Genomic DNA, 14989 nt, shown 5'->3' on the forward strand with positions numbered 1-14989 from the left:
GATTGAACTTAATTTCACTTGGTCATGCATAATAGTGACATCACCTTGCCATAATACGGACTGGGGCAGAGCATTAGCCTCATCCGAGATTTTCTCTTAGTAAGCATTATCTATGCTGCATAAGGGATAAGGGAGGTGAATTACGTGGCTAATAATAAAAAATCTAAAGTTCAAGAAAACTACAAAACACCGAATGAAAAATACAATGCTGAGTTTGCTGTTGAGAATGACGGCGCAACTAAGCAAAGTGGAAATACTTCTAAGCCAGCTCAGAAACCGCAACAATAATGCGCTTCTGAAGCAGAAGACTGCTGAATAAAGAGACTGTCCCAATCAGTTTAAAACTGAGGGACGGTCTTTTTTCATTTTTCATATATAATGAAGTAAATGGAATATTACCCCATTCGTCTCCGTCTAGAGACTGAGTGGAAGTTCCTTCTCTCGCCGCTGTTTATGAGCGCTTCCTTCCTGTAGACTAAGGCTATAAGATTGAAGAAGAGAGCGTTCCACTAATTTAAAGGGGAAATGGAATATGAAAAGAAGGTTCACCAGTCAGATTTTTGGCGGCTTGATCCTGATAGGGATTGGAGCCATGTTTCTACTTAGACAATTGGGTTACACCGATTTCAGCTTAGGTTATTTAATCTCAAATTATTGGCCTGTTATCTTGATCCTCATGGGGATGAAGCGACTCCTGGGTACGGGAGACGAACATCAAAAAGGTGGATCTTCACCTATCGGCGGTTTTTTCTTTCTGGCGATCGGAGTGTTCTTCCTTGGACGAAATTTGGACTGGTTCGATATTTCAGCCGGGGATTTTTTCAAAATGTTCATTCCAATCATGCTTATTGGTGGCGGTCTTTATGTGATTTTTAAACCACGAGGTTCAGTACCACCAGTGCCACCTGCGCCACCATCACCACCTGATTACTTTCCTCCAGGAAAAAGCTCGCTGGATGTGGAGCCGCCAAAACCGCTGGATTCCACGCTAGATGAACAATTCGAGCAGAAATTCGGCAAACCTTCTGGTGGGCGAGACTGGAATATTAATCTGCAAAAAGATGAAGAAGAGGATGAGGACGGAACTGGAGCTTTTAAATCCACCGCTGAATCACGTTGGCAGGAGAAACAGGAGCGTCATGAGCGCAGACGTCAGGAACGTCATGAGCGTCATGCTAGAAGACATGGGGAATGGCATGAGGAGTTCCATAAGACAGAGAGTAGCAGCAAGGAGTCAACTAATCGCTCTGCTTTTATTGGGGATGTCCACATGGGTCGCGAGCATTTCCAACTGAAGAATACAAATGTCTCGCAGTTTATAGGTGATACTGTACTGGATCTGACGAACGCGCAGATTGCTTATGGAGAAACGAAAATTAATATCTCCGCTTTTATAGGTGACATCAAGGTGTACATTCCGAATGATATGGATCTTGGAATCTCAGTGAACAGTAGTTCATTTATCGGCGATATGGAAGTTTTGGATCAGTCTCGGAGTGGATTTATGAGCAGTGTTCAATGCAAGACGCCTTATTATAAAGAAGCGGGCAAAAAGGTCCGCATTAACGTAAGTGCTTTTATAGGTGACATTAAAGTTAAAACGGTGGGTTAGATGGGAACAATCTTTAGTAATACCAAATGGTTGTTGTTGTTTTACTTTTTGCTCACTGGAGCCGTAAGCGCCGGGTTGATGTATGCAGGCACTTGCCTTGGGTATATCGAAGTAATGGATTATCGCATGTGGCTGTACTTATGTCTGGGGATCGTGTTGTTCACTGTTGTAATCGGCTATATGGCAGGTCAGCGCATTCAGCGCCGGATTGATCATCTGGATCTAAATATGCTGCAGGTGGCAAAAGGGAATCTGTCCGTTCGTATGCCAGAGAGTGATGACCAGTCTTTTGCGAGAGTGTACCATGAATTTAATGTCATGATGGATACGGTTGAGAACAAGATGCAGCTTCTGCAGCGATTGGGTGAACAAGAGGTTATTGAGAAGGAACAGGCAGCGGAGAGTGCGGTGTTGGAGGAAAGAAGGCGTATGGCCCGGGATTTGCATGATACGGTGAGCCAACAGCTTTTTGCCATCCATATGTCGGCTTCTTCGCTGCCTAAAGTGCTGAAGGTTAATGAAGCTCAAGGTCAATTGGTAATGGATCAGTTAATTGCAATGTCACAGATGGCACAAAAGCAGATGAGAGCACTTATTGCACAGTTGCGACCGGTGGAGCTGGAAGGCAGGAATCTTTTCGAAGCACTGGAAAAATGGTTCCCTGATTATTGCCGCCAGAACGGCTTAAAAGGAATGAAGGAGCTTGAGCTGCAAGGAGAATTATCTGAGGCTATTGAACATCAGTTATTCTTGATTATCCAGGAGGCTATGGCGAATATTGTGAAGCATGCTGAAGCTAGACTGGTCAGTTTATCACTGCGTGAAGGGTCAAGACAGGTTGTGCTGAGTATTAGCGACGACGGTCAAGGTTTTGAACATATACAGCAAAAACAGGGTTCGTACGGTCTTACCACCATGCGCGAGCGTGCGGAGAAACTGGGTGGACAAGTGGAGATTATTAGCCGTAAGGGTGCGGGAACGACCATACGTGTACATATCCCTAAGTTTGTGCAAGGGAACTCTGAGTTAGAGGGAAAAAGAGCGTTAGGAACAGATACAGAGGACGAGGAGGAATAGAGCATGAGCGTCATAAGAGTGTTGCTCGTGGATGATCATGATATGGTGCGGATGGGTCTTAAAACATATCTGATGCTGGAGCCGACGTTTGAGGTTATAGGAGAAGCAGCAAATGGACAAGAAGCGCTGGAGATGCTGCGTGCTGGCGGACATGAAGGCTTACCCGATCTCGTGCTAATGGATCTGATGATGCCTGTGATGAATGGTGTGGAGACTACTCGTGCAGTGCTATCGGAATTTCCTGGTCTCAAAATCGTTATCTTGACCAGCTTCTTAGAGGATGACCTCGTCGTGGACGCTATAGAAGCTGGAGCAGTCAGCTATGTGCTCAAAACCGTATCGGCAGAGGAACTGATCTACGCACTGCAAGGCGCATTTCGCGGTATGCCAGTTATGACAGGGGATGTATCGCAAGCGTTGACACGTGGCATTCGCCAGCGTACCGTGCAAGGTGATTCCTCCGGCTTGACGGAGCGTGAGAAGGAGGTCCTACTACTTATTGCAGAGGGCAAGACCAATAAGGATATCGGCGAGGAACTACATATCAGCATCAAGACTGTGAAGACGCATGTCAGTAACCTGCTGATGAAATGCGAGTTGGATGATCGAACCCAGTTGGCTATTTATGCTCATCGGAAGGGTTGGGCTCAGGGTTAGGGATTGGTGTTTATGATGATTTGGAGTAGTTTATGGGGGCTTAAAAGTAAGTTATAAGGAAAACGTCCCTTTAAACTTGAGTTTTACGCTTGTATACAGGACTATAGGGAAATCCTCCGTATAAATTCCTTGTTTTTCTCATAATTAGCTATGTTGCTGAGAATTATAGGGAGTTTTTCCCTATAATTATTGATCGTTGTTTGTTCCTTGTTCTTGGACTTCGTTCATGGACGACGTTCTAGGGTTTTGTTCTAGGTTGTATGTTGGAAGTTCGGGCCGCGTTGTTTTCCGCGCCCGAGCTTCTTTTTTACTTCCCTGCCTAGGGATTGGGTATCAGAGCGAAAAGTTTACGTCCGCCCTTGAAATCATGTTCCACTCGCAGTGTCAATTCATAGGAACATGATTTCAACAGCGGTGTAGCCTGAAACCCATTCCCGACCAACAGCGTGCGCCTTTTGAACCAAATAACGTCTATTTGCCTATATCTTTTATCTCCGCTTAAATTGTTTTTAATGTGACCTTAAGGTTTAAAGTACAAAATAAGAAACAAGAAAACAAATTAATCCTTGTCAGGCGACAGGATGCAGGAGGTAAATAAACATGGACGATAACAAAAACAACTTTAATCGAGACAATGGACCAGCACCAGATCGGGATTGGGACAATAATAACCATAATAGCAATAATAATCAGTCATCCGAATCCGGATCATCATACTACTATTCTTATGGACCATTTAAATCATTGAACAAAGATGAAAGTAACGTAGACGGAAGTGCTCAGCATTACAACCGGATGGAGCCGGAGCGGGTCGAGATTACACCTCCACAGCCTGTAAAACAACTCCCATATAACAGTTCATATCGCAGTACAGGCTTTGATGGTAATGGCGGTGGACGTGGAGGAAACGGCGGAGGCGGTTCTGAAGGTGGCGGTGGCTGGCAATTTAATAAAAAGCCAAAAAGCTCAGTGAAAACAATATTTGTTTCCTTCTTAGCGGGTATGGTCGTTCTCTCAGGTTCTATGTTCATGGCAGATCGAGGCAACTGGTTCACAGGAGATGCAGCTTCAACCATTGCGAGCTCAGAATCGAATGGAACGGCGAAGACGACGAATGAGAGTGCTAGTACTACACCTAATACTACCACTACATCATTGGTGAAAGGATCTCGTGATGTGACTGGCGTAGTTGATGCGGTTGGACCAGCAGTCGTCAAGATTGAGACGTTAGTGAAATCTGGTTCGCGTAATGGAAGTTCATCCAGTCCGAACTTAAGTGATCCGTTCTCTCAATTTTTCTTCGGGGATCAATACGGTGGAAGTGGTTCTTCACAAAATGAGCAGGACTCGAAGTCAGGTTCAAATTCTTCATCGCAGCTCATCCCTTATGGAATTGGAACAGGCTTCATTTATGAGAAATCCGGATATATTTTGACCAATCAGCACGTCATTGAAAATGCCGATGTTATCCAAGTTACAGTGGATGGCGTGACCAAACCATACGAAGCGAAATTGCTAGGTTCTAGCAAAGATCTGGATTTGGCAGTACTGAAGATTGAAGGAGATACTGATTTTCCTACAGTTGCTCTGGGAGATTCGGATAGCTTGAAAGTAGGCTCAGAAGTGGTTGCTATCGGTAACCCGCAAGGCTTCGACCATACAGTAACCTCTGGTGTTCTTAGTGCAAAAGGACGCAGCATTGATATTAACGAAGAAGATGGTAGTGGAACACGCAACTACAAAAACCTGCTGCAAACAGATGCTTCTATCAACCCTGGTAACTCCGGTGGTCCGTTGCTCAATATGAATGGACAGGTAATTGGTATGAACGTAGCTGTTAGCACAGATTCCCAAGGTATTGGTTTCGCTATCGCTGTGAATACGATTAAAGAAGTCGTAGATAAACTCGAAGCGAATCAAGCGATTCCAAAAGAACCCGTACCATTCATTGGTGCAACGCTTATGACGATTACAGATGAAGTAGCTAAGCAAATGGGCACGGATATTAAAGAAGGTTCTGTAGTTGCAGACATTATCTTTAAATCGCCAGCGTATGCCGCTGACTTGCGCCCTTACGATATCATTACAGGTGCAAATGGAACAAAATATGCAACAAACCAAGATCTGATCGCTTTCATTCAAACGCTAAAAGTCGGTGACAAAGTAACGCTGAATGTGGTGCGCGATGGTAAAAATATGGATCTTTCCGTAACAATCGGCAACAAGAATGATTTTGATACGACTACTGGGCAAAGTCAGAAGTAATAACACCGGACGGTGAATAACGCGGAAGGGGCAACCCTTCCGTTTTTGTCTAATCATGGTGTGACTGCTACAATATAAATAAATAGAAATGAACAATGGGGGCTGCTTGATGCGACCGAATATTCTTATTATTGATGATGATGAAAAAATTATTTCCATGCTGCGCCGGGGGTTAGCTTTTGAAGGCTACGATGTAAAGACAGCGGTGAATGGAGCGGATGGTTTACGAGCAATCCTAAGCAGCGATCCGGATGTGGTGATTTTGGATGTTATGATGCCTCAGGTAGACGGATTTGAAGTCTGTCGTCGTTTGCGAGAAGGGGGCAGTAATGTACCTGTTCTAATGCTTACGGCCAAGGATGAAATTGAGCATCGTGTGAAAGGGCTTGATCTGGGTGCGGACGATTATCTAGTTAAACCATTTGCGCTGGAAGAGTTACTTGCGCGTGTGCGAGCATTGCTTCGGCGCAAGAGTGAGCAAAGTGGCGGCAGTGAGCAAGCGGTTACTTACGAGGATATTACCTTGGATGTGGATTCACGTGAAGTGACACGCGCCGGCAAGAGACTGGAGCTGACAGCGAAGGAATTTGAGCTGCTGCATCTCTTTATGCAAAATCCGAAACGGGTGCTTTCGCGTGATCTGATCATGGATAAAATATGGGGTTATGATTATAGCGGTGAATCAAATGTACTTGAGGTATACATAGCTATGCTACGTCAAAAGACGGAGGAGCATGGCGGTAAACGCCTCATTCAAACGATCCGGGGTGCCGGTTACATTCTAAGAGGTGACAACTAACATGTCTATAAGATTGCGGCTGACTGCTTGGTATTCAGGGATTTTGGCCGTTATGCTGCTGGCCTTATCAGCCGCAATTTACGGTTTTGTCTATTTTAATACGTATGGGGACTTGAAGGATCGTCTGAAGGTACAATCTGAGCAAACGAAACTTTTATTTAGCGTTGATCGCTACAATGGTGAGCTGAAACTTGGCGGAGTCGGTCCTGAAAACTCCAATTTATATACGCAGATTTATACTTATGGCAGCAAAAGCTTGTCACAATCGACAAATATGATTAACTTTGGCCTACGGTTTGATTATCCTGCTAAAGATAAAATTGCAAAAGGATTTCGTAATGTTGTTGTGGACGGCAATCAGTTTTTGATCTACGAGATGCCTATCGAACTAGAGCATTATAATAATAATCCAGTGGCTGTATTACAAGTCGCTGCCTATGTGAATGAGCAGAATAAGCTATTGGAGCGTTTGAAAAATATATTGCTTGTCGGTTCTTTTGCTACCTTGATCGCGGCATTTACCTTTGGTTTATTCCTGGCACGTAAAGCGATGAGTCCTATTGGGAAAGTGATTGAAGCTGCAAACGGTATCCAGACTGGGACAGACCTAAGCTCCCGTATTGAATATGATGGACCTCCGGACGAAATAGGTCGTTTAATTGAGACTGTCAATAACATGCTTGGGCGGATGGAAGGATTCTACACAGAGTTAGAGGATTCTTATGCAGCTCAGCGTCGATTCGTTTCCGATGCATCACATGAGCTGCGGACTCCACTAACAACCATTCGTGGGAATATCGATCTGTTGCAAAAAGTTTGGGAGATGGAACCGGGCGAAGGGAAGATGAGCGAGGCTGAAATTCGCCAGCTCTCGATGGAATCGGTGAAGGATATCGCGGACGAGTCTAAGCGAATGAGCCGACTTGTAGCAGATATGCTCTCGCTCGCTCGTGCTGATACAGGGCGAACCTTCGAGATAGAGCCGGTGGCACTGGAACCAATGATGACTGAGATCGCGCGTAGGGCATCCTTCCTGCCTCGTCAAGCGGAGTGGGTTACAGGGGATATGTCCGTCTTAAATGGAAAATATGTTGTGGGTAATAAAGATTATTTACAACAAATGTTATTTATTTTTATTGATAATGCTTTTAAATACACGCCTTCTGGTGAGGTAAGTTTAGATACGATTTTCTATCAGAATCAGGTCGGTATTCGGATCACCGATACGGGGATAGGTATGGATAAAGATGAGGTTCCATATATTTTCGACCGTTTCTATCGTGCAGATGAATCACGTGGAATTACTGAAGGAATTGGGCTTGGTTTATCCATTGCTAAATGGATTATTGACGAGCATGGTGGGTCTGTGGAAGTTGTTACACGCCAAGGCGAAGGAACTACTTTTGTGATCTGGTTGCCGCTTCTCTTTGCTCCACCGCTGGAATAGGGTATAATTTAAAGTGTGTCCTATTACAGAAGTCAACGAAAGCAGAAAGTTGGTGAAGTCATGGAAGTCATTAAAATTTCTCCCCGGGGATATTGTTACGGAGTAGTCGATGCTATGGTAATGGCACGGCAGGCTGCGCAAAATCTCGATCTTCCCCGGCCGATTTATATACTGGGCATGATTGTTCATAATAGTCATGTCACGAATTCGTTTGAGGACGATGGCATCATTACCTTGGATGGTCATAACCGTCTGGATATTCTTGATAAAGTAGACAGTGGAACCGTTATATTCACTGCTCACGGAGTTTCACCTGAGGTACGCAAGATGGCTAGGGATAAAGGATTGACTACGGTCGATGCTACCTGTCCTGATGTGACAAAGACGCATGATCTCATTCAGGAGAAAGTCGATGACGGTTATGAGGTTATTTATATCGGCAAGAAAGGCCATCCGGAACCGGAAGGTGCTGTCGGCATTGCGCCAGAGCATGTGCATTTAATTGAAAAAGAAGATGAGATTGCAACTCTATCCATTCCTTCTTCACGGATTGTAATTACGAATCAGACCACTATGAGCCAGTGGGACATTAAGAATATTATGAAAAAGCTTCTAGAGACCTTCCCAGGTGCTGAAGTGCATAATGAGATATGTATGGCTACTCAGGTGCGTCAAGAGGCTGTAGCGGAACAGGCGGGTCAATGCGATCTAGTGATTGTCGTTGGCGATCCACGAAGCAACAACTCTAATCGTCTGGCACAGGTGTCGGAAGAGATCGCAGGTGTGCCTGCTCATCGGATTTCTGATATCTCTGAACTAAACACCGACTGGCTGAAGGGTGTAAATATTGTGGGGGTTACCTCTGGCGCGTCTACACCTACACCAATTACCAAAGAAGTTATTAATTATTTGGAGCAGTACGATTCCGAGAATCCCGAGACATGGGAGATCAAACGTACTGTGAATATGGCGAAATTACTTCCTCCGGTTAAGAATAAGAGCACAAGCACTACTTAATGCGCTGTAAGCGAACTTATATATTTGTGTTATGGCAAAAGCGCGTAACCTCATCTATCGAGGTTACGCGCTTTTCTATTTAGAAAAAGCGGTTTCATCTTATAAATCAGGAAATAGGATTGACGGTAAAGGATTTTTAGAGTAAAATCGCTTTATCGGTTAAAAGCATAAAAGCTTAAAAGCTTAAAAGCGAACACGCGTCGTAGTGCGAGTGTGTTGAGCGAAATTATTATAAATTTTAAGTGTAGAGAGGAAGTTATTAAAATGATCGTCATTACATCCAATCAAACGCCAGAAGAGCAGGTTAAAGATATTATTGCAGTTATCGAAAAAGAGGGTCTGCAGGTACATCTCTCTAAAGGTGCAGATCACACTGTTATCGGTTTAGTAGGAAGTGTAACTCCTAAGCTTGCAGAGCATTTGCGGCAAATGAAGGGAGTAGAGAACGTCGTAAAGATCTCCAAGTCTTATAAGCTAGCTAGCCGCGATTTCCATCCAGAGGATACCATTATCGATATCAAGGGTGTGAAGATTGGTGGAGAGAATCTGGTGATTATGGGCGGACCATGCGCCGTTGAGTCTCCAGAACAGATTGATGAGATTGCCCGTCTGGTTAAAGCTTCAGGTGCTCAGGTACTGCGTGGAGGCGCGTTTAAGCCGCGTACAGGTCCATACAGCTTCCAAGGTGTAGGTGTAGAAGGTTTGACTATGATGGCTGAAGCAGGAAAGCGTCATGGCCTATTAACCATTACAGAGGTTATGACACCAGAGTATGTGGATATTTGTGCAGAGCATGCTGACATCCTCCAGGTGGGTACACGGAACATGCAGAACTTTGATTTGTTGCGCAAGCTGGGTACTTGTGGAAGACCTGTCCTTCTGAAACGCGGCTTCAGTGCAACCTATGATGAATTGCTCAATGCAGCGGAGTACATTTTGGCAGGCGGAAATAAGGATGTAATGCTCTGTGAGCGTGGTATTCGTACATTTGAGACTTACACACGCAATACGCTGGATCTATCGGCTATTCCGGTTTTACAAAGCTTAAGCCACCTTCCGGTAATCTCTGACCCAAGTCACGGCACTGGACGTCGTGAGTTAGTTGAACCTATGGCTAAAGCTTCGGTTGCAGCTGGTGCAAATGGTCTAATCATCGAAATGCACACAGATCCGGACAATTCTATGACAGGTGACGGTGTTCAATCGTTATTCCCCGAGCAGTTCGATAATCTGCTTAAGGATCTAGAAAAGCTTGCTCCGATTGTTGGACGTAAGTTTTCAACTTCGCCAGAAACCGTTTCGGCGCTATAATTTTTAAGAATATAAGAATCTTGGAAGTCCTCTAAACCCGTGGTACAGCGGGATAGTAGGGCTTCTTTGCTATTGGATAAGTTAGAAATGTTATGAATATTAGCGAAAATAATGGATTTCACGAAAGCGTTAGAATATCTTACATTGCTGAAAGAAATACCTGACATAAGCATTGACGATGTTAGGTATGAGATTTATAATGACGACAGCAAATAAAAATGAAACAAGAACATTTGCATACTGTGAGGGGCTTAATGTTCGGAACTTGGGGGAGGAAAAATTCATGTCGGTTGAAAAAGTGTTGCAAACAATTAAAGAAAACAATATCGAGTGGGTAGATTTTCGATTCGTAGATTTAGGTGGCCGTGCTCACCACATTTCTCTGCCTGCATCTGAAGTGGAAGGTGAAACTTTTGTAAATGGGGTAGCATTCGACGGTTCTTCCATCAAAGGATTCCGTGGTATTGAAGAATCAGACATGGTTATGATGCCTGATCCGAACAGTGTGTTCATTGATCCGTTTACAGCTCATCCAACGCTGAACGTTATGTGCGACATTTTCACTCCTGATGGTGAACGCTATGAGCGCGATCCTCGCGGTATTGCTGTGAAAGCAGAAGAATTCCTTCAGAAGAGCGGAGTTGGAACATCAGCATTCTTCGCACCTGAGTCTGAATTCTTTATCTTTGATGATGTTCGTTACGAGAGCGGTATGAACAGCTCCTCATTCTTCGTAGACTCTGAAGAAGCGGCTTGGAATACGGGTCGTAAAGAAGAAGGCGGCAATCTTGCATTTAAAGTTGGCGTTAAAGGTGGATATGTACCTGTAGCACCTGTGGATTCCCAACAGGATATCCGTAGTGAAATGTGTCGTCTGCTTGCTGAAGTGGGACTACGCATTGAGCGTCATCACCACGAAGTAGCAACTGCAGGCCAAGCGGAAATTAACTTCCGTTTTGATACCTTGAAGAAAACTGCTGATAATCTCATGACTTATAAATATATTGTACAAAACACTGCACGTCAGTACGGCAAAGTAGCAACCTTCATGCCAAAACCACTGTTTGGCGATAATGGTAGCGGAATGCACGTACACCAATCGATCTTTGACGGAGACACTCCTTTGTTTTACGAAAAAGGCGCTTATGCTAACTTGAGCGAAATGGCTCTTCACTATATCGGCGGTATTTTGTACCATGCACCAGCCTTGATCGCTTTGACTAACCCAAGCACCAACTCATTTAAACGTTTGGTTCCTGGTTACGAAGCACCGGTCAACTTGGTATACTCCAAAGGAAATCGTTCTGCAGCAGTTCGTATTCCAGTAGCGGCTGTGACACCGAAGGGCTGTCGTATCGAGTTCCGTACACCGGACTCCACCGCTAACCCTTACTTGGCATTCTCCGCAATGCTGATGGCAGGTCTGGACGGAATTAAGAACAAGATCAACCCACAAGAACTGGGTTACGGTCCTCTGGATAAGAACATCTACGAATTGTCCGATGCAGACAAAGAAAAGATCCGCAGCGTTCCAGGTAGCCTGAGCGAAGCGCTTGATTCTTTGGAAGCTGATTACGAGTTCCTTACAGAAGGCGACGTATTTACTAAGGACTTCATTGATAACTATATTGCTCTGAAACGTTCCGAGGCTCAAGAGGTTGCGATTCGTGTTCATCCACATGAATATTCTCTGTACTTCGACCTGTAAGATTGCTCAAATCATATAAAGCTTTAACCAATAAAGGTGTTCCTAAGTCATGGAAATGATTTAGGAACACCTTTTGTATTGATCCTAACAAAAATGAGGATATCTTTGGCCATTGATATGGCTAAGGATATCCTCATTTTTGCTTCTATAGTTAATATTCTGCCCTGTAGTTCCGCTTTAATTAAGTAGAGGTATCACTAGGGATCTATACTAAACCCCGCTCAGGAGCTCCACAGGATTCTCTTATGATGAGCTCTGGCTCGACGCTGAAAGAGCTCGTGCCTGATTGATTGTTTATTAGATCATACAGCATTAACGCGGCTAGACGACCGATCTTATCTTTATTTTGCTTAATCGTAGTCAAGAGTGGTGTTGTGTAATTGCAGGCTTCGATATCGTCACAGCCAATAATCGCGACGGTTCCAGGAACAGCAATAGCAGATTCCTTTAGGGCACGCATAGCCCCAATAGCTAGCTGATCAGAAGCCGCGAAGATCGCTCTTGGCAAGTTTCCATTCGAAATCATTCTACGCATGGTTTCATAACCGCTGGCTTCAAAGAAGTTGCTGCCGTTTAAGAACCAGTTTTCGTTGATCGGTAGACCTAAATCTTCAAGCGCTTTGCGGAAACCACTTTCACGTATATTGGAGATTTCTGACTCAGAGGAGCTGCCGATATAACCAAGTTCTCGATAGCCTAATAAGTAAAAGTGTTCGACTACCTTGGTAGACAACTTAAAATTATCAGACATGATATAACCCGAATTGTCGCCTGATAGCTTTAAATCTACGCCGATGCATGGGATAGAACTATTATCCAATTCGCTGATGGAGGTTTCTAGCTCTTGTCCGGTAATAAGTAGGCAGCCATCCACATTAAAATGCAAACAACGGGCAAGATAATCATTGGTATCGCCACTTTGGAATTTTTCGTTAGAGAAAAAGATCAGATCGTAACCTAGCAGTCCCATTTGTTTTTTGAAGGAATTTAGAACTTCGATGAAAAAAGGGTGGGTAAAGTCAACGTTCAGCATTCCTGCAAAAATAACTCCAATTAGATTCGATGATTTTGTAGCTAATGTTTTTGCTGAATTGGAGGGAGTATATCCAGTTTCCTTTATGATTTGTTGTACCCTAGTCTTGGTGTCTTCCGAAATGTCGCTGTAGTTATTTATGATTTTAGATACTGTCGAAACAGAAACTCCAGCTATTTTCGCTATGTCTTTAATGTTATAGGCCAACTTTAGTCCTCCTTATAATGCGAAATACTCCGTAATCTATGATAAAAGTATTGGTGAGTTAAACTTTTTAAGGATTTCAAATATGAATTACGAAACGTTTTCGTAAATGATTTTATAATTATATAGGTAGATAGTCAATGGGATGTTTGGCGTTCAAACAGATATATCCTTTATTTTAAAGGGTTTTGGAGGATTTGAGTTCAAGAATAGTTCAAAGATAAAGAATAAAAAAAGACTTTACAAAGATAAATAACGATGTAATAATAAAAACAACGAAACCGCTTTCTGTATTATAATCGCTAAAGTTTCGTAATTTCAATAATTAAGATGGTGTTTCGTTAAGAGGTCATACAAATCATCTGGGGGGTAACAAAAATGGTAAAGAAGCTTTCTGCGGTATTGTTGAGCTCAGCGCTAGTGCTCTCATTAGCAGCATGTGGAAGCGGCAACAACACAAATGGTGAGGCTACTTCGGGCAACGGAACAAGCAAGCCCGCAAATGGTGAGAAAAAGGTTATTAAAATCTTGCACTGGAAACAAGAAAACATTAACAAGGTTATTACAGACATTAATAAGAAGTTTGAAGAGAAATATCCAGAATACAAGATTGAGTACACGACGACAGGTCCGGACGATGAATTTAAACAAGCACAAAGAGCAAGAATTACAGCTGGTGACGTAGACGTCCTTGCTGATTTGTCCGGTATGAGATTGTCTCCGAAAGATTGGACACCAGGTGCGAAAGTGCCAGACTGGCAACAATGGATTGATTCCGGTTTGATTGCTGATCTGAGCAACGAAGCTTTCGTTAAAAACTACAATGCGAATGATATTGCCAAAGCGGGTACTTACAACGATAAAGTGTATGCGATCCCAACCGGTAAAGTAGCAATGTCAGGTTTCTTCTATAATAAAGAAATTTTTGAACAAAACGGTTTGACTGTTCCAACAACATGGACAGAGTTCATCAGTGTTCTAGATACTTTGAAATCCAAGAGCATTGTGCCAATCGTAGTGGCTGGTAAAGACGTATGGCCTTTGAAACTGCCAGTGTTCGGCTTGCAAGCTAAGATTCTAGGCGGCGGCGACCAACAAAAATGGATTGAAGGCGTTTGGAAAGGCACTTCGGCGTTCAACGATGCTGAGGCTGTAGAAGTTTTGGATAAAATGAAGACCCTTCAAGATAACTACATCATCGATGGTTTCTTGGGTATTGACTATGCAACAGCACCTTCGTACTTCGCAACAGGTAAAGCAGCTATGATTGCTGACGGAACTTGGGATGCACCTACAATCGCTGCGGCAAATCCTGATGTGAAATTCGGATACTTCCCAATCCCTGCTACTGAAGATGCTGCTAAGAACGCTTCTCTTGTCGGCAAATACGATGTAACTTGGTATGCAGCAGAAAAAGGTCCGAACAAAGAAGGCGCATTGAAATGGTTGGAATTCTTCTCTGAACCAGAAAATTACACGGAATATGTTAAGGCTGCCGGATTCGTGCCAACACAAGATAACATCGCAACTGGCAGTGACTTCATTGATAACGAACTTGCCCAATACATGGCAGAAGACTTTGAACTTGCTTATGAAATCATTATGATTAACCGCGACAATGTAGGCGAGCACATTGCTGCTGAAGGCGTTCACACTGAATACCTGGCACCAGGCGGCGAATTCAAAACCGCTAAAGAACTTGCAGATGTACAACAAAAAGAATGGGAAGCAGCAGCACCTAAATAAGCTGTTATCCTAATAAACAGACATCTACAACATACTGTGCACCATCATGTACTACAACATCGGGGTCTGTTCGTACAGACCCCGATCATTTTATTGAATTAGGATTGGGTAGG

Annotated in this window: 12 protein-coding genes; 11 read left to right on the forward strand and 1 reads right to left on the reverse strand. The window is 43.6% G+C overall.

The features are described from left to right. Window positions 1-144: 144 nt before the first annotated feature. The 10 genes from NSS87_RS08560 (at window position 145) to glnA (ending at window position 11893) form a co-directional block, all read left to right on the forward strand. A complete protein-coding gene (locus tag NSS87_RS08560) occupies window positions 145-288 on the forward strand; it encodes a hypothetical protein (RefSeq protein ID WP_156113077.1) in 144 nt (47 codons plus the stop codon). A 244-nt stretch (window positions 289-532) separates the two neighbouring features. Beyond that, window positions 533-1612: a cell wall-active antibiotics response protein LiaF gene (gene liaF / locus NSS87_RS08565; RefSeq protein ID WP_339246278.1), complete on the forward strand. Its 1080-nt coding sequence runs from the start codon at window positions 533-535 to the stop codon at window positions 1610-1612. After that, complete coding sequence (locus NSS87_RS08570; RefSeq protein WP_339246280.1) at window positions 1613-2689, forward strand: sensor histidine kinase; 1077 nt, start codon at window positions 1613-1615, stop codon at window positions 2687-2689. It begins immediately after the preceding gene. A 3-nt stretch (window positions 2690-2692) separates the two neighbouring features. After that, window positions 2693-3346: a response regulator transcription factor gene (locus tag NSS87_RS08575; protein ID WP_042186223.1), complete on the forward strand. Its 654-nt coding sequence runs from the start codon at window positions 2693-2695 to the stop codon at window positions 3344-3346. 600 nt (window positions 3347-3946) lie between these two features. After that, window positions 3947-5611, forward strand: coding sequence for a trypsin-like peptidase domain-containing protein (locus NSS87_RS08580; RefSeq protein WP_042186226.1), 1665 nt, complete (start codon window positions 3947-3949; stop codon window positions 5609-5611). Window positions 5612-5720: 109 nt separating this feature from the next. Next, entirely contained in the window at window positions 5721-6410 is a 690-nt protein-coding gene (locus tag NSS87_RS08585; RefSeq protein ID WP_042125657.1) for a response regulator transcription factor, read from the forward strand. A gap of 1 nt (window position 6411) precedes the next feature. Beyond that, window positions 6412-7857 carry a HAMP domain-containing sensor histidine kinase gene (locus tag NSS87_RS08590; protein WP_042186227.1) on the forward strand — a complete coding sequence of 482 codons (1446 nt, stop codon included), beginning with the start codon at window positions 6412-6414 and terminating at the stop codon, window positions 7855-7857. Window positions 7858-7917: 60 nt separating this feature from the next. After that, window positions 7918-8874, forward strand: coding sequence for a 4-hydroxy-3-methylbut-2-enyl diphosphate reductase (locus NSS87_RS08595; protein ID WP_042186228.1), 957 nt, complete (start codon window positions 7918-7920; stop codon window positions 8872-8874). Window positions 8875-9138: 264 nt separating this feature from the next. Next, on the forward strand, window positions 9139-10185 hold the full coding sequence (aroF, locus tag NSS87_RS08600) for a 3-deoxy-7-phosphoheptulonate synthase (protein ID WP_042186231.1): 1047 nt from the start codon (window positions 9139-9141) through the stop codon (window positions 10183-10185). Window positions 10186-10468: 283 nt separating this feature from the next. Next, the gene (glnA, locus tag NSS87_RS08605; protein WP_339246284.1) at window positions 10469-11893 is read left to right on the forward strand and encodes a type I glutamate--ammonia ligase; all 1425 of its coding nucleotides are present in this window, start codon (window positions 10469-10471) and stop codon (window positions 11891-11893) included. A gap of 205 nt (window positions 11894-12098) precedes the next feature. Here the strand turns inward: glnA and NSS87_RS08610 are convergent, their stop codons facing one another. Beyond that, window positions 12099-13133: a LacI family DNA-binding transcriptional regulator gene (locus NSS87_RS08610; protein ID WP_042186234.1), complete on the reverse strand. Its 1035-nt coding sequence runs from the start codon at window positions 13131-13133 to the stop codon at window positions 12099-12101. A gap of 375 nt (window positions 13134-13508) precedes the next feature. On the opposite strand from NSS87_RS08610, the gene NSS87_RS08615 reads away from it, so the two are divergent. Continuing rightward, window positions 13509-14876, forward strand: coding sequence for an extracellular solute-binding protein (locus tag NSS87_RS08615; RefSeq protein ID WP_042186235.1), 1368 nt, complete (start codon window positions 13509-13511; stop codon window positions 14874-14876). Window positions 14877-14989 lie beyond the last annotated feature (113 nt).

The sequence above is a fragment of the Paenibacillus sp. FSL F4-0243 genome (assembly GCF_037963295.1).
Classification (GTDB): Bacteria; Bacillota; Bacilli; order Paenibacillales; family Paenibacillaceae; genus Paenibacillus_AQ.